The sequence below is a fragment of the Adlercreutzia faecimuris genome (assembly GCF_022669055.1).
GTDB classification, from domain to species: Bacteria; Actinomycetota; Coriobacteriia; order Coriobacteriales; family Eggerthellaceae; genus Enterorhabdus; species Enterorhabdus faecimuris.
Window position 1 is genome coordinate 346,637 of record NZ_JAJMLW010000003.1, and the last position, 20,288, is coordinate 366,924.

General features: G+C 72.8%; 15 protein-coding genes. 13 read left to right on the forward strand and 2 right to left on the reverse strand.

Features of this window, described 5'->3' with window-relative positions; genetic code table 11:
- Positions 1-18: 18 nt before the first annotated feature.
- The 4 genes from LPT13_RS09450 to rsfS all read left to right on the forward strand — a co-directional run bounded on the left by LPT13_RS09450 (position 19) and on the right by rsfS (position 3,265).
- Positions 19-1,287, forward strand: coding sequence for a glutamate-5-semialdehyde dehydrogenase (locus tag LPT13_RS09450; RefSeq protein ID WP_242165968.1), 1,269 nt, complete (start codon positions 19-21; stop codon positions 1,285-1,287).
- Entirely contained in the window at positions 1,287-2,084 is a 798-nt protein-coding gene (nadD, locus tag LPT13_RS09455; protein WP_347264227.1) for a nicotinate-nucleotide adenylyltransferase, read from the forward strand. Before LPT13_RS09450 ends, nadD begins: the two co-directional genes overlap by 1 nt.
- Positions 2,085-2,193: 109 nt before the next feature.
- The gene (gene yqeK, locus LPT13_RS09460) at positions 2,194-2,835 is read left to right on the forward strand and encodes a bis(5'-nucleosyl)-tetraphosphatase (symmetrical) YqeK (protein WP_242165970.1); all 642 of its coding nucleotides are present in this window, start codon (positions 2,194-2,196) and stop codon (positions 2,833-2,835) included.
- Complete coding sequence (gene rsfS / locus LPT13_RS09465) at positions 2,822-3,265, forward strand: ribosome silencing factor (protein WP_242165972.1); 444 nt, start codon at positions 2,822-2,824, stop codon at positions 3,263-3,265. The genes yqeK and rsfS overlap by 14 nt, the downstream gene beginning before the upstream one ends.
- A 64-nt stretch (positions 3,266-3,329) precedes the next feature.
- Here rsfS and LPT13_RS09470 read toward each other — a convergent pair whose 3' ends face one another.
- Positions 3,330-4,310 (reverse strand): P1 family peptidase, encoded by a 981-nt coding sequence (locus LPT13_RS09470; RefSeq protein ID WP_242165975.1) that lies wholly within the window; start codon positions 4,308-4,310, stop codon positions 3,330-3,332.
- A 319-nt stretch (positions 4,311-4,629) separates the two neighbouring features.
- Between LPT13_RS09470 and LPT13_RS11865 the strand changes: the two genes are divergently transcribed.
- The 9 genes from LPT13_RS11865 (at position 4,630) to LPT13_RS09515 (ending at position 18,653) form a co-directional block, all read left to right on the forward strand.
- Positions 4,630-7,242, forward strand: coding sequence for an AfsR/SARP family transcriptional regulator (locus tag LPT13_RS11865; protein ID WP_242165976.1), 2,613 nt, complete (start codon positions 4,630-4,632; stop codon positions 7,240-7,242).
- Between the two features lie 111 nt (positions 7,243-7,353).
- Positions 7,354-10,158, forward strand: coding sequence for a preprotein translocase subunit SecA (gene secA, locus LPT13_RS09480; RefSeq protein WP_242165978.1), 2,805 nt, complete (start codon positions 7,354-7,356; stop codon positions 10,156-10,158).
- Between the two features lie 27 nt (positions 10,159-10,185).
- Entirely contained in the window at positions 10,186-11,283 is a 1,098-nt protein-coding gene (gene prfB / locus LPT13_RS09485) for a peptide chain release factor 2 (RefSeq protein ID WP_242165980.1), read from the forward strand.
- Positions 11,284-11,386: 103 nt separating this feature from the next.
- On the forward strand, positions 11,387-12,214 hold the full coding sequence (locus tag LPT13_RS09490) for a transketolase (protein WP_242165982.1): 828 nt from the start codon (positions 11,387-11,389) through the stop codon (positions 12,212-12,214).
- 13 nt (positions 12,215-12,227) lie between these two features.
- A complete protein-coding gene (locus LPT13_RS09495; protein WP_242165984.1) occupies positions 12,228-13,193 on the forward strand; it encodes a transketolase family protein in 966 nt (321 codons plus the stop codon).
- A 59-nt stretch (positions 13,194-13,252) separates the two neighbouring features.
- Positions 13,253-14,092 (forward strand): cell division ATP-binding protein FtsE, encoded by an 840-nt coding sequence (gene ftsE, locus LPT13_RS09500; protein ID WP_430622578.1) that lies wholly within the window; start codon positions 13,253-13,255, stop codon positions 14,090-14,092.
- Positions 14,085-14,996 (forward strand): permease-like cell division protein FtsX, encoded by a 912-nt coding sequence (gene ftsX, locus LPT13_RS09505; RefSeq protein ID WP_242165988.1) that lies wholly within the window; start codon positions 14,085-14,087, stop codon positions 14,994-14,996. The genes ftsE and ftsX overlap by 8 nt, the downstream gene beginning before the upstream one ends.
- 22 nt (positions 14,997-15,018) lie before the next feature.
- Complete coding sequence (locus LPT13_RS09510) at positions 15,019-16,314, forward strand: S41 family peptidase (protein WP_242165990.1); 1,296 nt, start codon at positions 15,019-15,021, stop codon at positions 16,312-16,314.
- A 197-nt stretch (positions 16,315-16,511) separates the two neighbouring features.
- Complete coding sequence (locus LPT13_RS09515) at positions 16,512-18,653, forward strand: ribonuclease R family protein (RefSeq protein WP_242165992.1); 2,142 nt, start codon at positions 16,512-16,514, stop codon at positions 18,651-18,653.
- 110 nt (positions 18,654-18,763) lie between these two features.
- On the opposite strand, the gene LPT13_RS09520 is transcribed toward LPT13_RS09515, so the two are convergent.
- Entirely contained in the window at positions 18,764-20,152 is a 1,389-nt protein-coding gene (locus LPT13_RS09520; RefSeq protein WP_242165995.1) for a sodium-dependent transporter, read from the reverse strand.
- Between the last annotated feature and the right edge of the window lie 136 nt (positions 20,153-20,288).

Here is a 20,288-nt window from a genome sequence, read left to right on the forward strand (position 1 = left end):
ACGAGGAAGGCAGAGGACATGGACATCGAATCCGAGGTCCGGGCGCTCGCGGAGCGGGCGCGTCGGGCGAGCGTGGACCTGGCGCGGACGACGGGAGGGGAGCGCGACGCGGCGCTGGCTGCCATGGCCGCGGCCCTGCGCGCCCACGCCGGCGCCATCGTCGAGGCCAACGAGGCCGACATGGCGGCCGCCCGCGAGGCGGGCACGAGCGAGGCCCTGCTCGACCGGCTCATGCTGGACGCGGGCCGCGTGGACGACATGGCATCGGCCCTGGAGGACCTCCGGGCCCTGCCCGACCCGCTCGGGCGGGTGATCGAGGCGCGGACGCTGCCCAACGGCATCGAGCTCACGCGCGTGTCGGTGCCGCTCGGCGTGGTGGCCGTCGTCTACGAGGCACGCCCCAACGTCACTGCCGACGCCGCGGGCATCTGCCTGAAGGCGGGCAACGCCTGCGTGCTGCGCGGCGGCAGCCTGGCGGCCCGCTCCAACGAGGCCATCGCCGACGTGCTGCACGCCGCGGCCGTGGGCGCGGGGCTGCCCGAGGGCTGCATCTGCGCCATCACCACCACCGACCGCGCCGCCACCGATGCGCTCATGCAGCTCCACGGCCTGGTGGACGTGCTCATCCCCCGCGGGGGCGCCGGGCTCATCCGCCACTGCGTGGAGTGCTCGCGGGTGCCGGTCATCGAGACGGGCACGGGCAACTGCCACGTCTACGTCCACGCCTCGGCCGACCGCGCGAAGGCGCGCGACATCGTGCTCAACGCCAAGTGCCGCCGCTTCGGCGTGTGCAACGCCGCCGAGACGCTGCTGGTGGACGAGGAGGCGGCCGACGACTTTCTCCCCGAGGTGCTGGCGGCCCTGGGCGAGCGCGGCGTCACCATCCACGCCGACGAGCGCGCGCGGGCCGCGGCGGCCGACCTGGACGTCGACATCGTGCCGGCGACCGAGGACGACTGGGCCCGCGAGTACCTGGGCCCCGAGATCGCCGTGCGCTGCGTGGCGGGCGTGGACGAGGCCGTCGAGCACGTCAACCGCTACGGCACGCGCCACTCCGAGGCCATCGTCGCCACCGACGCCGACGCCGTCGAGGAGTTCCTCGGGCGGGTGGACGCGGCGGCCGTCTACGCCAACGCCTCGACCGCCTTCACCGACGGCGGCCAGTTCGGCCTGGGCGCCGAGATCGGCATCTCCACCCAGAAGCTGCACGCCCGCGGGCCCTTCGCCCTGGAGGCGCTGACCACCCACAAGTACGTCCTGCGCGGCGACGGCCAGGTGCGCGGCTAGTGCGCGCCGGGGACGAGGCGGCGGACCTCGTGGCGCTGCCGGGCGCCGCGTGCGCCGAGGCCGGCGGCGCCTGCCCGCTGGCCGGGTGGGCCGCCGCGGCCGAGGGGCCCGCGCCCGCGGTGAGCGCCCGCTTCGACGACCTGGGCGCCGACGGGGCGCCCGCGCGCCTGGGCATCATGGGCGGCACCTTCGACCCCATCCACATCGGGCACCTCGCCTGCGCCGAGCAGGCGCGCGAGGCCTTCGGGCTCGACGCGGTGGTGTTCATCCCGACGGGCATCCCCGCCTTCAAGCGCGACCGGGCCGTGACCGACGCGGCCGACCGCCTGGCCATGTGCCGGCTGGCGGTGCTGCCCAACCGGCACTTCGACGTGAGCTCGCTGGAGATCGACCGCCCCGGCGTCACCTACGCGGTGGACACGGTGCGGGCCCTGCGCGCCCACTACCCGGCCAACGTGGAGCTGTTCTTCATCACCGGCGCCGACTCGATCCTGTCCATCGCGCGCTGGCGGGAGAGCGCGGCCATCGCCTCGCTCACGCGCTTCATCGCCGTGACGCGGCCGGGCTACGCGGTGACCGACGCCTTCAAGGCCGAGCTGGCGAGCCTGGGCGACTACGACGTGAGCTACCTGGAGGTGACGGCGCTCGCCATATCGTCGAGCATGCTGCGCCAGCGCGTCCACGACGGGTTCTCGCTGCGTTACCTGACGACGCTGCCCGTCTGCGACTACATCTACCGCCGCGGCCTGTACCGCGGGCCCGGCGCCGCGCCCTTCGCCACCGCCTGCCCGCAGTAGGGCGCTGCGGGCGCGATCGCGCGGGCCCCGCGCGCCGCGAGCCCGCGGCCTGGCGGCTGCGACCCGGCCGCCCCGGCCCCGCGGTTCCCGCTCGAGAAAGGAGCAAGCCATGACCACCGATGACGCATCCGGCCTGACCGACGAGTTCCTCGCCGCGCGCGAGGAGGAGCTGGCCGGGCGGGTGAGCCCGCGGCGGCTCGAGCACATCCGCGGGGTGGCCGCCACGGCGGCGCGCCTGGCGCGGGCCTACGGCGTGGACGAGCGAAAGGCCTACGCGGCCGGCCTCCTGCACGACTGGGACAAGGGCTACGACGACGAGGGCATCCGCCAGCGCGCCCGCGACCTGGGGCTCGAGGAGCGGCTGGGCCCGTGGCTCGTCGAGCACATGCCCCAGGTGCTCCACGCCTACACCGCCGCCGAGGCGCTTGGGCGCGCGTTCCCGGAGATCCCCGCCGACGTGCTGCGGGCCATCGACCGGCACACCGTGGCCGCCGAGGACATGGGCCCGCTCGACATGGTGCTCTACGTAGCCGACGCCCTGGAGCCGGGGCGCCGCTTCGGCCGCATCGACGAGCTGCGCGCCGCCGAGGGGGAGGTGGGCCTGGAGGAGCTGTTCTTCCTCACCTATGAATACTGGGTGTATCTGCTGCTGGAGCGCCGGCGCCTGATGCATCCTGATACCATACGCATCTGGAACACGTACGTCGCCCGCCGGGCGTCGAGGAAGGGAAGTGACCGTGACCGAAGCTAAGAGGGAGCAGGCGACCCCGCGGGAGTGCGCCATCATCGCCGCCCAGGCGGCCGACGAGAAGAAGGCCACCGACATCATGGTGCAGGAGGTGCGCGAGCTCATCGGCGTCACCGACTACTTCGTCATCGTCACCGCGTCGAACAACCGCCAGGTGGACGCCATCATCGACGAGATCGAGGATCAGCTGCGCGAGCGCGGCGGGGTGAAGCCCCTGCACCGCGAGGGCTCGGCCGACGGGTCGTGGTCGCTTCTGGACTACGGCGCCGTGGTGGTGCACGTCTTCCAGCCCGAGACGCGCGAGTACTACCGCCTGGAGACGCTGTGGAACGACGCGCCGGTGCTCGACCTGGCCGCCGAGGCGGGCCTTGCCGACCTGCAGTACTCCGAGCGCATCGCCAAGCTGCTCGGCCGCCCGGCCGCGGCGGAGTAGCGCCGGCGACAGAGCGTGCTTTAGAAGGGGCGCCCCCGCGGGGGCGCCCCTTCTCGCGTCGGGGCTAGCGGAGGTCGCGGGCGGCGGGCAGGCCGAAGGCGCCCTCGGCGGCGAGGACGGCGTTGCGGATGGCCTGCTCCATGGCCTCGGTCGCCATGACGCCCACCACGTCGACGGGGGCCTCGACCTCGCCGGAGGCGAAGGCGAACACCGTGTCGCCGTCGTTCATGGTGTGCACGGGCTTGATGGCGCGCGCGTAGGCGTCGTGGGCGACGGAGGCCACCTTGGTGGCCTGGGCCTTCGTGAGGCGCGCGTTGGTGAGCACGCAGCCGATGGTGGTGTTGGCGACCGGCGCGCCGGCGGCGGCCGCCTGGGCCGCGGCGGCCTGGGCGAAGGCGGCGAGGGGGTCCATGACGGCGCCGTCGGCGCCGCGGGTGCCGGCCAGCCAGGTGCCGTCGGCCGCGCGCACGTGGCCGAGCGCGTTCACGGCGACGACGGCCGCCGTGACGACGTCGCCCGCCCGCAGGGCGCTCACGCCCAGGCCCGACTTCATGGCCGCCTCGGGCGCGCCGAGCTTGCCCACCGTGGCGCCCGTGCCGGCGCCCACGTTGCCCTGGGGCAGCGCCGCGCCGTCGTAGCCCGCGTCCAGCGCCGCCTCGGCCGCCGCGCGGCCCATGGCCTTGTCCGGGTGGGTCGGTGCGCCGACCAGCAGGTCGAACAGGCACGCGCCGGTGACGATGGGCACGCACGCCGGCCCCAGGGAAAAGCCGATGCCGCGCTCGGCCAGGGCGTCCATGACGCCGCAGGAGGCCTCCAGCCCGAAGGCCGAGCCGCCGGAGAGCACCACGGCGTGGACGGCCTCGATCATGTTCTCGGGCTTGAGCAGGTCGGTCTCGCGCGTGGCGGGGCCGCCCCCGCGCACGGCCACGCCGCAGGTCGCGCCCGCCGGCGCGATGACGGCGGTGCAGCCGGTGCCGGCCGCCTCGTCCTGGGCGTGTCCGATGCGGAAGGCTGGCAGGTCGGCCAGGGTGGCGGCAAAGAGCATGGGGCGTCCTCTCCCTCGGGTCTCGGTCGCGCCCATTCTACCATCGCGCGCCCGTGGGGCCACCCGCCCGCGCCATCCGTGCGGTCCCGCCCGGCCTCGCGGCGGCGCCGGGGGAGGGATCGCGCGCGGCTCCGGAGGGGCGGGGGCGGAGCACCTGGCGGCCCCCGGCTGCACCCCGGGTGCGGGCTTCGGGGGCAAGGCGGGCAACAACGCGGCGCCCACGTGGCGATACGCGCTATATGAGTGATTTGCCTCACCTTGGGGGCGCTCCTAGGATGGGATGGTCGCAAACCTGGGACGACCCGCGAGAGGAGGCGCCGTGTCCGCGTTCCTGAAGGCCGCGTTCTGCAACGGCCAGCGCCCGGAGGGGGTGCTGCCGGTGCGCCACGTGCCGCGCCCCGAGCTGGCCGCGCGGATGCTGCGGTCGCGCTCGGTGGCGCGCTTCATCGTGGCGCCCGACGGCTTCGGGAAGACCGCCGTGGCCGCGGAGTACGCCGAGACCGTCTTCGGCTTCAAGCGCATCTTCTGGGTGGACTGCCGCTCGCCCTGCTTCCTGCGCGACCTGGACGCCGGGGTCATCGCCGACGCGATGGCGTCCATCGGCCCCACATCGCACCTGGCCGTCTTCGACGACCTGCCGCCGCTCGACCCCGCCCGCGCGGAGCGCTTCGCCGCCCTGGCCGACGAGCTGCTCGCCGAGGAGGTGGAGGTGGTCGTCACCTGCCCGCCCTCCTCCGACGCCTTCGGCGCCCTCGAGCGCGACCGGCTGCTGCTGGGGCCGGCCGACCTGCTGCTGGCCGAGGAGGAGGCCGCGCTGCACCTGGCGGGGGAGGGGCCCGAGGCGCTGCCCGACGAGCTGCGCAACCCCGCCGAGCGCGTGGCGTGCCTGCGCTGGGCCGAGGGCGGCCAGCGGATGCTCGCCCGGGGCATCCGCCGCGAGGAGCTGCCCGCCGACCTGCTGCTGGCCCTGCTCGTGACGTGCGCGCTCGGGGCCGGCAGCGTGGACGACCTGACGGCCTTCCTGCCCGAGCGCCGCTGCGGGGAGCTGGCGCGCGCCCTGGAGGAGGGCTACCCCTTCTGCGGGGTGGACACGGCCGAGCGCCGCTACCGCGCCGCGGCGATTCCCCTTGCCGAGCTCGCCCAGGCGGTGTCCCCGTCGCTGCCGGCCCTGGCCGCGGCGGCGGGCCTCGACGACCGCGACGTCCTGGCCGCGCGCCTGGCCGACGCGCTCATCGCCCGGGGCGCCCACCGCCGGGCCGCCGAGGCCGTGGACGCCCTGGCGTCGCGGCAGGCCTGCGGGACGTGGCTGGCCGATAGGGGCTGGGCGGTCACCTGCGCCGGGCAGGCCCGGGCCGTCGACCGCCTGTACGGGCTCGTCTCCCACAAGTCCCAGCCCCGGCGCGCGGCCCTCAACGTGGCCGCCGGGTGGGCCGCGGCCGCCCTCGGCGACGAGGCCCGCGCCGCGGTCCTGGGGCGGCGCGCGCTGACGGCACCGGCGGCCGAGCCGGACGAGCGCCTGGGTGGCGCGGCGCTCGTCATGCGCCACGGCGAGCCGGACGACGTGACGCGCGCGGCGGCCCTGGCCTCGACGCTGCTGGCCCACGGCGAGGAGGGGCTCTCCGGCCGGGCCCCGGGCGTGCTCGCCCGCGTGGCGGCGGCCCTCGCCGCGCCGGGAGGCGAGCCGGGCGCCGGACCGGCCGCCCGGGCCGAGCGCGCCGCGGCCGCCTGGGGCCAGGCCGCCGCCCTGGCCCGCCCCGGCGACGGCGACGCGGCCTGCGCGCTGCTCCTGGCCGCGTCCTGGGTGCTCGCCGCTGGGCGCGAGGCCGGGGCCGGCCCCGCCGCCCTGGCCCCCGCGGCCGAGCACGCCGCGGCCCGGCTCGAGGCCGCCGCCGAGGCGGGGGAGCCCCTGGGGTGGGCCGCCCTGGCCGCCGGCAGCGCCCTGGAGCCTTTGGCCGCGGCCCAGGAGGGGCTGGCGCGCCTTCGGCCCTCGGCCGCGCTCGTGGCGGCCCTGCGCGAGGCCGCGGCCCGCGAGCGCGAGGAGCGCGCCGCCTACCGCCGCGCCCTGGCCGCGGCCGACCGCCGCTCGGCGGCCTGGCGCCGGGCCCACCCCGACCCCTTCCGCGAGGACCGCCGCGCGTCCCGCGGGACCGAGCCGGCGTCGCGGCCCGCGCCGCCCCTTCTGCGCGTCGACCTGTTCGGCGGCATGAGCGTGCGCCTGGGCGACGAGCCCGTCACCGACCGGCTGCGGCGCCACCGCAAGGCCAAGACGCTCCTGGCCGTCCTGGTGCTGCGCCGGGGCGGCGAGCTGCCGCTGGACCGGCTGGCCGAGGCGCTCTGGCCCGGCAGCGACGCCCGCACGGCCCGCAAGAACCTCACGAGCACCTGGTCGCGGCTCTCCCGGGCCCTCGCGGTGGACGGCAGCTGCCCGTACCTGTCCCGCGACGACTTCGGCTGCCGTCTGGACGCGCGCCTGGTGGACAGCGACGTCGCCCGCTTCGAGGCCCTCTGCCGCCGCCTCCTGTTCGGCCGCGCCCAGCTGGACGGGTGGGAGGACCTCTACTCCCAGGTGAGCGGCCCCTACGCTGAGGACCTGCTGCCCTGCGAGCACGACAGCGCGCTGGTGGACGCCCTGCGCCTGCGCTATCGCACCGAGCTCTCCGACGCGCTCGTGGCGGCCTCCGAGCGCCTGGCCGAGGCGGGGGAGGTGCGCGGCGCGCTGTGGTTCGCCCGCGAGGCCCTGCGCCGCGACCGCTCGCGCGAGGATGCCTACGTGGCCCTCATGCGGGCCCAGGTGGCCGCCGGCCAGCGCGCCGCGGCGCTCGAGACCTACTTCTCGTGCCGCGCCTACCTGGCCGAGGAGCTGGGCATCGATCCGTCTCCCGGCATCGTCGAGCTGTACCGCGGCATCATCGAGGAGGAGGTGGACGTGTAAATGGGGAGGAGGAGCCGCAGGTCAAGGGGCTCCTGTGCTAAAGTGCTTGTACTTATGCGATGGCGCGGGGCCGGCCCTGCGCCGAGACGCCAGCGAGAGAAAGAAGCGTCCATGGGATTCCTCTCCAAGCTGCTCACCCTCGGCGAGGGCAAGCAGCTCAAGCGCTACGAGGCCGCGGTGCAGAAGATCAACGCCCTCGAGCCGTCCATGCAGGCCCTCTCCGACGAGGAGCTCGCCGCCAAGACCGTCGAGTTCCGCGAGCGCCACGCCGCCGGCGAGAGCCTCGACGACCTTTTGCCCGAGGCCTTCGCCGCCGTGCGCGAGGCGTCGGTGCGCACCACGGGCCTGCGCCACTTCGACGTCCAGCTCATCGGCGGCATGGCCCTGCACGAGGGGCAGATCGCCGAGATGAAGACCGGCGAGGGCAAGACGCTCGTCTCCACGCTCGCCGGCTACCTCAACGCCATCCCCGGCGACAACGTCCACATCGTCACCGTCAACGACTACCTGGCGCGGCGCGACTGCGAGTGGATGGGCCAGATCTACCGCTTCCTGGGGATGCGCACGGGCCTCATCCAGAACGGCATGCGCCCGGCCGACAAGATCCCCGCCTACCAGGCCGACGTCACCTACGGCACCAACTCGGAGTTCGGCTTCGACTACCTGCGCGACAACATGGTCACCCGCGCCGGGGCGCGCGTGCAGCGCGGGCACTCCTTCGCCATCGTCGACGAGGTCGACTCCATCCTCATCGACGAGGCCCGCACCCCGCTCATCATCTCGGGCGCGGGCACCCAGGCGGCCGAGACGTACAACAAGTTCGCCCGCGTGATGCCCGGGCTCACCGAGGGCGTCGACTTCGAGAAGGACGAGGCGAAGAAGACCATCAACGCCACCGAGAGCGGCCTGGAGCGCATCGAGGCGATGCTCGGCATCGACGACATCTACGCCGACCCGTCCGGCCAGCTGGCCAACCACCTGCAGCAGGCGCTCAAGGCCCAGTTCCTGTTCCACCGCGACATCGACTACGTGGTGGTGGACGGCGAGGTGAAGATCGTCGACGAGTTCACCGGCCGCATCATGGAGGGCCGCCGCTGGTCGGAGGGCCTGCACCAGGCCGTGGAGGCCAAGGAGCACGTGCTCGTGCGCGAGGAGAACCAGACGCTGGCCACCATCACGCTGCAGAACTACTTCCGCCTCTACGACAAGCTGTCGGGCATGACCGGCACGGCCATGACCGAGGACGCCGAGTTCCGCCAGATCTACAACCTGCCCGTCATGGCCATCCCGCCCAACAAGCCGGTCATCCGCGTGGACGAGAACGACCTGGTCTACCGCACGGTCGACGCCAAGTTCAACGCCGTGGCCGACGACGTGGCCGCCCGCCACGCCGCGGGGCAGCCCTGCCTCATCGGCACGGTGTCCATCGAGAACTCCGAGCGCCTCTCGCGCCTGCTCGACAAGCGCGGCATACGCCACGAGACGCTCAACGCCAAGAACCACGAGCGCGAGGCGCACATCGTGGCCCAGGCCGGGCGCCTGGGGGCCGTCACCATCGCCACCAACATGGCCGGCCGCGGCACCGACATCCGCCTCGGCGGCGACCCCGACGTGCTGGCCGAGGACCTGCTGCGCGCCCGCGGGCTCGACCCCGACGCCCCCGAGCTCGACGAGGAGGGCAACCCCCACGCCGACCGGCCCACCGACGAGCAGCGCGAGCGCGCCCTGGCCGACGCCCGCGCCACCTGCGCCGCCGAGCAGGAGCAGGTGCTCGAGGCGGGCGGCCTGTGCGTCATCGGCACCGAGCGCCACGAGTCGCGCCGCATCGACAACCAGCTGCGCGGCCGCTCGGGCCGCCAGGGCGACCCGGGCACGACGCAGTTCTACCTGTCGCTCGAGGACGACCTCATGCGCCTGTTCGGCGGCAGTCGCATGGACTCCATCTCCAACATGATGAAGAAGACCGACATGCCCGACGACATGCCGATCCAGGCGTCGATGGTGTCCAAGTCCATCGAGAGCGCCCAGCGCCAGGTGGAGTCCATGCACTTCGCCGCCCGCAAGAACGTGCTCGAGTACGACGACGTGATGAACCTGCAGCGCAAGGCCATCTACGAGGAGCGCAACGCCATCCTCGACGGCAAGGACATGGCCGGCCGCACGCCGGAGATCATCGGCGACGCCGTCGACGAGGTGGTGGGCGAGAACTGCCCCGCCAACCTGCCGAGCGACGACTGGGACGCCAAGGCCGTCGACATGTGGGCGGCCAACATGACCGGCACGAGCGGCTTCTCGCTCTCGGCGCTCGACCACGGCGACGACCCGCAGGAGGTCGACGGGGCCCTGGCCTCCTACCTCGAGGCCATCTACGACGAGAAGGCCGCCACGCTCGGCCACGCCATGATGGAGAGCCTCGCCGCCCAGGTGATGCTGCGCATCATCGACACCAAGTGGATGCAGCACCTCCAGGAGATGGACTACCTCAAGACCGGCATCGGCCTGCGCGCCTTCGGCCAGCGCGACCCGCTGGTGGAGTACAAGAACGAGGCCTACGCCGCCTTCGAGCGCCTGACCGCGTCGATGTACGACGACTACCTGCGCACCCTGCTGCGCCTCCAGATAGCCGTCAAGGCCGACGCGCCCGCCCCGCTGCCCGAGCAGCACGACCCGCTCGAGCGCAAGATGAGCTACTCGAGCCCCGAGGAGGCGCTGTCCGGCTCGGGCACCGCCGCCGCCCGCCGCGCCGCGCACCCGGCCGCCGCCGCGGCCGCCGGGGCCCCGCCCAAGCCGGCGCCGGCCAAGCCCGCCACCTACGAGAAGGACAAGGACGACCCCTTCGCCAACGTGGGCCGCAACGACCCGTGCCCCTGCGGCAGCGGCCTCAAGTACAAGAAGTGCCACGGCAGGGAAAGCTAGCCGCGGCCCCGGAGAAGAACTGAGACGATGGAACTGAAGGAACTCGCCAAGGAACTGGAGGCCGCCGCGCCGCGCATCGCCGACGCCCGCGGCTTCCTGCACGTCGACGACAAGGCCGCCGAGCTCGCCCGCCTGGACGCCCAGATAGCCTCGCCCGGGTTCTGGGACGACGCCTCCCGCGCCCAGCAGGTGTCGAAGGAGGCGTCCAACCTGCGCGACGTGATCGCCGACTACGACGCGGCCGCGGCCCTGCTGGAGGACGCGCGCGCCGCCTTCGAGCTGGCGGGGGAGGACCCCGCCTTCGCCGACGAGTGCGCCGAGGCCCTCGGGCGGCTCGCGACCATGCTCGACGGGCTCGAGGTGGCCTCGTGGTTCTCGGGCCGCTTCGACGCGGGCGACGCCATCCTCACGGTGAACCCCGGCCAGGGCGGGCTGGAGGCCCAGGACTGGACGGACATGCTCTACCGCATGTACGGCCGCTACGCCGACGCCAAGGGCTGGCGCGTGACCGACCTGGACGTGGTGCCCGGCGAGGGCATCGGGCTCGACCGGGCTGTCATCCAGGTGGAGGGTCGCAACGCCTACGGCATGCTCAGGTCCGAGGCCGGCGTCCACCGCCTCGTGCGCATCTCGCCCACCGACGACAAGAAGCGCCGCCAGACCACCTTCGCCAGCGTCGAGGTGCTGCCGGTGATGCCCGACGACATCGAGGTGGATCTCAACCCGGCCGACGTGCGCGTGGACGTGTACCGCTCGAGCGGCCCGGGCGGCCAGTGCGTCAACACCACCGACTCCGCCGTGCGCCTGACGCACCTGCCCACGGGCATCGTCGTCACCTGCCAGAACGAGAAGTCCCAGCTCCAGAACAAGGAGGCCGCCTTCCGCGTGCTGCGCGCCCGCCTCTACGAGCTCGAGGAGCGCCGCCGCGCCGAGGAGATCGACGCCCTGCGCGGCGAGCGCATGGACAACTCCTTCGGCAGCCAGATCCGCAACTACGTGCTCTACCCCTACCAGATGGTCAAGGACCTGCGCAGCGGCGTGGAGACGGGCAACGTGGACGCCGTGCTCGGGGGCGACCTGGAGGACTTCGTCATCGGCTACCACAAGTGGCATGCCTCGCAGTGACGCCCCGCCCGGCGCGCCGCGCCGATCCCGCCCATCCCCGCGGGCGACCCCCGCGGTTTTCGCTAGAATGACGCCAGAGCTGTTTCGAGGGAAAGGAAGTGCCGTGGACGCACGCCCATTGGAAGCCGAGGCCCGGGCCATCCGCGCTGACATCGTGTCGATGATCGCGGAGGCCGGAAGCGGGCATCCGGGAGGGTCGCTCTCCTGCGCCGACATCCTCACCGCCCTGTACCTGGGCGGCGTGATGGACCATGACCCCGCCGACCCCAAGAAGGAGGGGCGCGACTGGTTCATCCTGGCCAAGGGCCACGCGGCGCCCGCCCTCTACGCCACCCTCGCCCATGCCGGCTACCTCCCCCGCGAGGAGCTCATGACCCTGCGCAAGCTGGGCAGCCGCCTGCAGGGGCACCCCGACTGCCGGCTCGTGCCGGGCGTGGAGGTGTCCACCGGCTCGCTCGGCCAGGGGCTCTCCATCGCCGCCGGCACCGCGGCCGGGCTCGCCCTCGACGGGCGCGCGGGTACCGTCTTCGCCCTGCTCGGCGACGGCGAGTGCGAGGAGGGCCAGGTGTGGGAGGCGGCCATGTTCGCCGCGCACCGGCGCCTGGGCAACCTGGTGGCCGTCGTCGACCACAACGGCCTGCAGATCGACGGGGCCATCTGCGACGTGTGCGACCCGGAGGACATCGGCGCCAAGTTCGCCGCCTTCGGCTGGGACGTGGCCGAGGTGGACGGGCACGACCTGCCCGCCGTCACCGCGGCGCTCACCGCCGCCAAGGCTGCCGCGGGCGAGCGCCCCCACGCCATCATCGCCCACACCGTCAAGGGCAAGGGCGTCTCGTTCATGGAGAACCAGGCCGGCTGGCACGGCAAGGCGCCCAACGCCGATGAGCTCAAGATCGCGCTTGCCGACCTGCAAGCGGCCGGCGAGTAGAGGAGGCACGACCATGGTAAAGCTCGCAACTCCCGAGCAGGCGGCCTGCAAGAAGGCCACCCGCGCCGCCTTCGGTGTGACTCTGGCCGAGCTGGCGGCCGAGGGCGTGCCCGTCGTGGCCGTCGACGCCGACCTCACCGGATCGACCACCACCAAGAAGCTGGCCGACGCCGGGTACGCCGACCGCCTGTTCAACTGCGGCATCGCCGAGCAGAACATGGTCGACGTGGCCGCGGGCCTCGCGCTCACCGGGCACGTGGCCTTCACCGGCTCGTTCGCCGTGTTCGGCACCGGGCGCGCCTACGACCAGATCCGCAACACGGTGTGCTACTCCGGCCTGGACGTGAAGATCGCCCCCACCCACGCCGGCATCTCGGTGGGCCCCGACGGCGGCTCGCACCAGATGCTCGAGGACGTGTCGCTCATGCGCGGGCTGCCCGGCATGCGCGTGCTCGTGCCCGCCGACTACGCGGCGGCCCGCGCGGCCATCCGCCTGGCGGCGGCCACGCCCGGCCCCGTCTACGTGCGCATGGGCCGCGCGTCGGTGCCCTGCGTCTACGATGACGACGTCGAGCTGGAGATGGGCCGCGCCTACGTGCTGCGCGAGGGGGCGGACGTCACCATCGTCGCCAACGGCGTGGAGATCCGCGAGGCGCTGGCGGCCGCCGACGCCCTGGCGGCCGAGGGCATAGCGGCCGAGGTCATCGACGCCTTCTGCGTGAAGCCCCTCGACGCCGACACCATCCTGGCGTCGGTCGCCAAGACCGGGCGCGTCGTCGTGGCCGAGGAGCACAGCGTCATCGGCGGCCTCGGCTCGGCCGTGGCCGAGCTTCTGGCCGAGCGCCACCCGGCGCCGGCGGCCTTCGTCGGCGTGCGCGACCGCTTCGGCAAGTCAGGCGAGTTCGAGGAGCTGCTGGCCTACTTCGGGCTGGATGCGGCGGCCGTTGTTGAAGCTGTGAAGAGGGTCTTGGCCGTTTAGGGCCTCTGCTAAACTTAGACGGTTCCAGTAATGAACGACAACTTGAACGGAGCAAAACTGTGACCAATGAGACGAGCCAAGGCAGGCCGCGCGCCCGCCACGCCGGCTCGGGGGCCCATTCCCGCCGAGCGCAGATGGCGTCGCAGCTGTCGCAATCGCTGCCCGTGCTCGAGGTTGACGAGACCTCCGCGCCCCTGGGCACGCCGGTCATCACCTTCGACCATGTGACCAAGGTCTACCCGGCCCAGCCCAACAAGCCCGCCCTGAACGACGTGTCGCTGCAGATCTTCGCCGGCGAGTTCCTGTTCCTCGTGGGCCACTCCGGGTCCGGCAAGTCCACCTTCATCCGCCTGCTCACCCGCGAGATCAAGCCCACCGAGGGCAAGATCTACGTGGCGGACGAGGACCTCACCACCATGCGCAACTGGCGCGTGCCCTACCTGCGCCGCAACATCGGCTGCGTGTTCCAGGACTTCAAGCTGCTGCCGAACAAGACGGTCTTCGAGAACGTCGCCTTCGCGCTGGAGGTCATCGGCAAGAGCCGCCACGTCATCAAGACCCAGGTGCCCGAGGTGCTGCGCCTGGTGGGCCTGTCGGAGAAGCTCAACAGCTACCCCGACCAGCTCTCCGGCGGCCAGCAGCAGCGCGTGTCCATCGCCCGCGCCATCGTGAACCGCCCGCCGCTGCTCATCTGCGACGAGCCCACGGGCAACCTCGACCCGCAGACGTCCCGCGGCATCATGGACCTGCTCGAGCGCATCAACCGCACCGGCACCACGGTGCTCATCGCCACCCACGACCGCGAGATGGTCGACAACATGCGCCGCCGCGTCATCGCGCTCGACCGCGGCCACCTGACGCGCGACCAGGACCGGGGGGTGTACGGCTTCGATGTCTAGCTTCTTCTACTTCCTCAAGGAGTCCATCCAGGGCTTCACCCGCAACCTGTCCACCACGCTGGGCTCCATCGTCACGATCTTCCTGTCGCTTCTGATCATCGGCGTGTTCCTGGTGGGCGGCACCGTCATCAACCACCTGGTGTCCTCCATCGAGAACGAGGTGTCCATCACCGCCTACGTCGCCGACGACGCCGACCAGGCCCAGATCGACGAGCTGATGGGCCAGATCCGCGGCATGGAGGGCGTGGCCTCGGTGGGCTTCACCACCAAGGACCAGGCGCTCGAGAACTTCCGCGCGTCGACGTCCAACCCCGACATCATCGACCAGCTCGACGGCCAGAACCCGCTGCCGGCGTCCATCGACATCGAGCTGTCCGACCCGCAGCTGGTGGAGTCGGTGGCCGACCAGGTGCTCGCCACCTCCCTCTACCCGCAGGTCACCGACAACCCCGACGACCCGGCCGAGGCCGTCAAGTACGGTCAGCAGTCGGTCGAGCGCCTGTTCGCGGTGACCAACTACGTGCGCTACATCGGCATCGCGCTCATCGCGCTGCTCATCTTCATCGCGCTTGTGTTCATCAACAACACCATCCGCCTGGCCATCCTGGCGCGCCGCAAGGAGATCGCCATCATGCGCCTGGTGGGCGCGTCCAACGGCTTCATCCGCGGGCCCTTCCTCATGGAGGGCGCGCTCCACGCGCTCATCGGCTCGCTTCTGGCCGTGGGCGTGCTCCAGGCCCTGCGCTCGGCGGCCATCCCGCGCGTGCAGGCGGCCCTGCCCTTCCTCTCGCTCGAGGTCGACGGGGGCACCTACGCGGTGATCTACCTGTCGCTGGTGGGCGCGGGCCTCGTCATCGGCCTCGTCGGATCGGCGTTCGCCATGCGCCGCTACCTGAAGGTCTAGGCACCCCGCGGGGCGCATCCCCATGGCGAGGGACGGAAAGCACAGGGGCCGCGAGCGCAAGGTCGCGGTCCTCACCAAGCAGGAGAGGGCGCGGGGCCGCCGGGCCATGCGCCTCTTCGCGTTCTTCCTGGCGGTGGTCGCGGCCTTCGCCGGGGGCTTCGTCGTGCGCAGCCAGGTGGCCTTCGTACAGTCGCTCGGCTTCACCGTGGCGCCCGAGGAGGCGACGGCCACCGGCTCGTCGAAGAACCTCAAGTCGACCTACGACTCCATATCGGCGCGCGTGGCCGAGGTGGAGGACCTGCTGGCCGACAACAGCCTGGACACCGTCGACTTGGAGAAGGCCACCTTCTCGATGCTCGACGACCTGCTCAAGGCCACGGGCGACCCCTACGCCGCCTACTTCAACCCCGACCGTTACAACAACTACATCAAGGAGACGACCGAGCGCACCTACGCCGGCATCGGCGTGCTGTTCTCGGAGTACGACGGCCGCGCCTACGTGGCCGACGTGTTCGAGGGGTCCGAGGCCGAGGCCAAGGGCGTGCGCCAGGGCGACTTCGTCGAGGCCATCGACGGCGACTCGGGCCGCGCCTGGTCGCTGACCGAGGTGGTGAACTCGCTGGCGCGCGACGAGGGCGCGAGCGTCATCATCACCTGGATGCGCCCCATCAGCCTGGACGCCCAGACCGGGTCGGAGTTCACCACCACGCTCGTCTGCCGTCGCTACGACGAGGTGAACGTGACGACCGAGCTGGTGAACGAGGTGGGCTACATCCGCCTGCGCCAGATCACGCAGAACTCGTCCGAGCTGGTCAGGTCCGCCGTGGCCGACCTGACCAACCAGGGCGCCACCGCCTTCGTGCTCGACATCCGCGACAACCCCGGCGGCTACCTCACCCAGGCCGTCGACATCGCGAGCCTGTTCATCAAGAGCGGCGTCATCGTCGAGATCCGCACGGTGGACGGCGTGTCGTCCAAGACCGCGGGCGGCGTCACCGTCACCGACGCGCCGCTGGTGGTGCTCGTGAACGGCTACACGTCGGCGGCGTCGGAGGTGCTGGCCGCCGCGCTTCAGGACAACCAGCGCGCCGAGGTGGTGGGGCAGACCACGCTCGGGAAGGGCTCGGTGCAGGTGGTGCGCGAGCTCACCTTCGGGGGCGCCGTGCGCTACACGGCCGCCTACTACCTGTCGCCCCTCGGGCATGAGATCAACGGCGTGGGCGTCGTGCCCAACATCATGGTCGGCTCGGCCGAGGACGCCGACACCCAGCGCCTGGTGGCCATCGACACCGCGCACTCCATGGTGACGCGGGGCTAGCGCCGCGCGGGCGCGCGGGCGCGCGACCGGGTGCCGTGCCCGCACGCGTCGGCGCCTGTCCTCGCCGACGTCGCGCCGCGGCGGATCGCCGCCCGCGCTGCCCGAGGGCTGCGCCCGGAAGCCGTGCAGCCGCGCCGCCCGCCGCCCGTGCCCGCCGGGGCCGGGCCGCCTCCTCCCGCCGACGAAAGGAGCCTGCCATGGGCCGTCATCGCAAGCACGTGCGTCGCTCGCCGCGGTCGAACCCGCGCGGGGTGCTCATCGCCCGGGCCGGGGGCTTCGGGTTCGTGTCCACCGCCGAGGGCGAGTTCTTCGTGCCCGCGAGCGCCATGGGCGGCGCCTTCGACGGCGATCTGGTGGAGCTCGCGCCCCTGCCCTCGCGTCGCGGCGGCGGGCGGCCGGGCGCGGCCGGGCGCGGGCGGCGCGAGGAGGAGAAGCCGGCGGCGCGCGTGGTGCGCGTGCTCGACCGGGCGCACGACACGGTGATCGGCCGCTACGAGGTGGCCGAGCCCTTCGGCGTGGTGGTGCCCGAGGACACGCGCATCCCCTACGACATCTTCACCATGCGCGCCGACCACCCCGAGGTGCCCGACGGCGCGCTCGTGCGCGTGCGGGTGACGCAGTTCCCCACGCGGCACACGGCGGCCACGGGCGTGGTGGAGGAGGTCATCGGCACGGCCGAGGCGGCGACGCTCGGCGTCGACGTCATCGTGGCGCGCCACAAGCTCGAGACGGAGTTCTCGGAGGCCGCGCTCGCCGAGGCCCGCGCGGCCGTGCTCGACGCCGAGGGCGCGCTTTCCGCCGGCTACCGCGACCTGCGCGACCGCGTCACCCTCACCATCGACCCCGCCGACGCCCGCGACTTCGACGACGCCATCTCGCTCGACTGGGTGGGGGAGGGGGCGCCCTCGGGGGCTCGCAGGGGGCTCTGGCGGCTGGGGGTGCACATCGCGGACGTGTCGCACTACGTGCCCTGGGGGTGCTCGCTCGACCTGGACGCGCGGCGGCGCGCCACCAGCGTGTACCTGGTCGACCGCGTCATCCCGATGCTGCCCGAGGAGCTGTCCAACGAGCTCTGCTCGCTCAAGCCCGGCGAGGAGAGCCGCTCGATGACGGTCGACCTCTACCTGGACGACGCCGGCGACCTGGTGCGCTACGAAGCGTACCCGGCGCTCATCCGGTCCGACGCGCGCCTCACCTACGACGAGGCCCAGGCGCTGATCGAGGCGGCGGACGTAGGCGAGGAGGCGATGGACGAGGGCGCGGACGGCGGCGAGGGGCGGCCGGAGGGCGGAGCGAGGGCTGCGCAGCTTCCGAGCGGAGCCCTCCGGCCGCCCCTCGCCGCGGCGGACGCCGACCCCATCGCGGCGCGCGTCGTGGCGGCGGCGCGGCTCGCGCGCCTGAGGCGCGGGATCCGGGCGCGGGCTGGGGCGCTCGACTTCGACACGGTGGAGGCCAAGGTCCAGCTCGACGCCGAGGGCGCGCCCCTCGCCATCCGCCTGCGCGAGAAGACCGACGCCACCGAGCTGGTGGAGCAGGCCATGGTGCTCGCCAACGAGGCCGTGGCGCGGCTGCTGGAGGAGCGCGGCTTCCCCTGCCTGTTCCGCGTCCACGAGCCGCCGGCCCCCGACGCGCTCGGCGGGCTCGTGCCCGTGCTCCAGGAGTTCCCGTGGTTCACCGAGGAGATGGCGGCGCGCCTGGTGACGGGCGACGCCCACGCCATCCAGGCGGTGCTCGCGGCCAGCGCCGGGCGGGCCGAGGGCGAGCTCGTGTCCATGCTGCTCCTGCGCTCCCAGCGCCGCGCGCTCTACCGGCCCGTCAACGACGGCCACTACGGGCTGGGGCTTGGGTCCTACGCGCACTTCACGAGCCCCATCCGCCGCTACCCCGACCTGGTGGTGCACCGGATGCTGCGCGCGGCGCTCACCAAGCGCCCGCAGCGGTTCGACCAGGAGGTGGCGGCGCTGCCGTGGATCGGCGAGCACTCCTCGGACATGGAGCGCGTGGCCGACGAGGCGGCGCGCGAGTCCCAGGAGCTCAAGATGGTGGAGTACCTGGCGAACCACGTGGGGGAGAGCTTCCCCGCCGTCGTGTCGGGCGTGGCGAGCTACGGCATCTACGCGCGGCTGGAGTGCACGGCCGAGGGCTTTCTGCCCATGCGCGCGCTCGGGCGGGAGTACTTCGCCTTCGACGCCGCGCGCCACGTGCTCACCGGCGAGGAGACGGGCCGCACCTTCCGCCTGGGCCAGCGGCTGCCCGTCACCCTCGTGCGCGCCGAGCCGGCCACCCGCAAGCTGGAGCTCAAGCCCGCCGAGGGCCGCGACCTGCGCGGGCTGCGCTAGGGAGGCGAAAAACGCGAGGCCCCCCGGCATGCGCCGGGGGGCCTCGCGCGTGGTGGGTGCGTGGGGGTGCTCCCTCCGCCCCCTCCCCGCCGGCATCGAGGCTGGACGCGCTAGGCCATCCCGATCCAGGTCTGGATGATGGGCAGCCACCCGAGCGCCAGGATGACGATGACGAGGGTGGGCACGCCGAAGCGCATCCACGGGCGGATCCACGCGGGGAACTTGAGGCCCGAGCCGCTGTTGGCCTCGGCCAGGAAGTTGTCCCAGCCCCAGCCGCGCTTGCCGGCGCAGAACGCCACGAACACGAGCGAGCCCAGGGGCAGGATGTTGTTGGACACGAGGAAGTCCTCGATGGACTGGATGTTACCCACGCCCGCCAGCTCGACGCCGGACAGCACGTTGAAGCCGAGCGCGCAGGGCAGCGACAGCAGCGGGATGGCGATGAGGTTGAAGATGACCGCCTTCCTGCGCGTCCAGCCCCACTGGTCCATGGCGAAGGACAGGATGCACTCGAACACCGCGATGACGGTGGAGAGTGCCGCGAAGCTCATGAAGATGAAGAACAGCGTGCCCCACACGTGCCCGAGCCACATCTGCTCGAAGACCGAGGGCAGCGTGATGAACACGAGCCCCGGGCCGGAGTCGGGCGCCACGCCGAAGGCGAAGCAGGCGGGGAAGATGATGAGGCCGGTGGCCAGGGCCACGCCGGTGTCCAGCGCGCCGATGGTGGCCGCCTCGCCCATGAGCGAGCGGTCCTTGCCGATGTAGCTGCCGAAGATGGCCATCGACCCCATGCCGATCGACAGCGTGAAGAACGCCTGGCCCATGGCCGCGTAGGCCGCGTCGCAGAACGTCCCCACGTCGGCGAAGATCTTGGAGAAGTCAGGCGCCAGGTAGAACAGCACGCCCTCGCCGGCGCCGGGCAGGGTGACCGCGCGGACGATGAGGACGCCGATGATGGCCAAGAGGCACACCATCATCACCTTCGTGATGCGCTCGACGCCCTTCTGCAGCCCCAGTGAGCACACGCCGATGGCGATGCCCACGGCCACGATCATCCAGACGACCAGCTCCTCGGGGTTGCCGAGCATCGCGTCGAAGGCGGCGGCGGTCTGGGCGGTATCGGCGCCGGTGAAGGTGCCGGCGGCCATCTTGGGCACGTAGGCGAGCATCCAGCCGGCCACCGTGGTGTAGAACATCATGAGCAGGTAGTTGCCGGCGATGCCCACCCACTTGAAGCGGTGCCAGCCCGACCCCTTCGGCTCGAGCACGTCGAAGGCGCGCGCGATGGACTTCTGCGAGCCGCGGCCGACGGCGAACTCCATGGCCATGATGGGCAGGCCCAGGATGACGAGGAACACCAGGTACATGAGGACGAAGGCCGCGCCGCCGTACTCGCCGCAGATGTAGGGGAAGCGCCAGACGTTGCCCAGGCCGATGGCGCAGCCCGCGCTGATGAGGATGAATCCCAGGCGGGATCCGAACTGCTCTCGCTGCATGGGTGGCTCCTTTCGGCGCCGGCGCCGGGGCGCGGGCGACAGGGTCTTGGCCGGGGGCGCGCGGCCCGCCGGACGAATGCGTCGGCCCATTCTAACCGATGGGCGCCACCGCGGCGCCGTCATCGTGGAACCGTAT

Excerpts from the sequence above, each read along its gene's own strand:
- secA (WP_242165978.1), top strand. The coding sequence starts at position 7,354 with ATGGGATTCCTCTCCAAGCTGCTCACCCTCGGCGAGGGCAAGCAGCTC.
- LPT13_RS09470 (WP_242165975.1), bottom strand. The coding sequence starts at position 4,310 with ATGCTCTTTGCCGCCACCCTGGCCGACCTGCCAGCCTTCCGCATCGGA.
- LPT13_RS09510 (WP_242165990.1), top strand. The coding sequence starts at position 15,019 with ATGGCGAGGGACGGAAAGCACAGGGGCCGCGAGCGCAAGGTCGCGGTC.
- prfB (WP_242165980.1), top strand. The coding sequence starts at position 10,186 with ATGGAACTGAAGGAACTCGCCAAGGAACTGGAGGCCGCCGCGCCGCGC.
- LPT13_RS09515 (WP_242165992.1), top strand. The coding sequence starts at position 16,512 with ATGGGCCGTCATCGCAAGCACGTGCGTCGCTCGCCGCGGTCGAACCCG.
- ftsX (WP_242165988.1), top strand. The coding sequence starts at position 14,085 with ATGTCTAGCTTCTTCTACTTCCTCAAGGAGTCCATCCAGGGCTTCACC.
- LPT13_RS09450 (WP_242165968.1), top strand. The coding sequence starts at position 19 with ATGGACATCGAATCCGAGGTCCGGGCGCTCGCGGAGCGGGCGCGTCGG.
- LPT13_RS09495 (WP_242165984.1), top strand. The coding sequence starts at position 12,228 with ATGGTAAAGCTCGCAACTCCCGAGCAGGCGGCCTGCAAGAAGGCCACC.
- yqeK (WP_242165970.1), top strand. The coding sequence starts at position 2,194 with ATGACCACCGATGACGCATCCGGCCTGACCGACGAGTTCCTCGCCGCG.
- LPT13_RS09520 (WP_242165995.1), bottom strand. The coding sequence starts at position 20,152 with ATGCAGCGAGAGCAGTTCGGATCCCGCCTGGGATTCATCCTCATCAGC.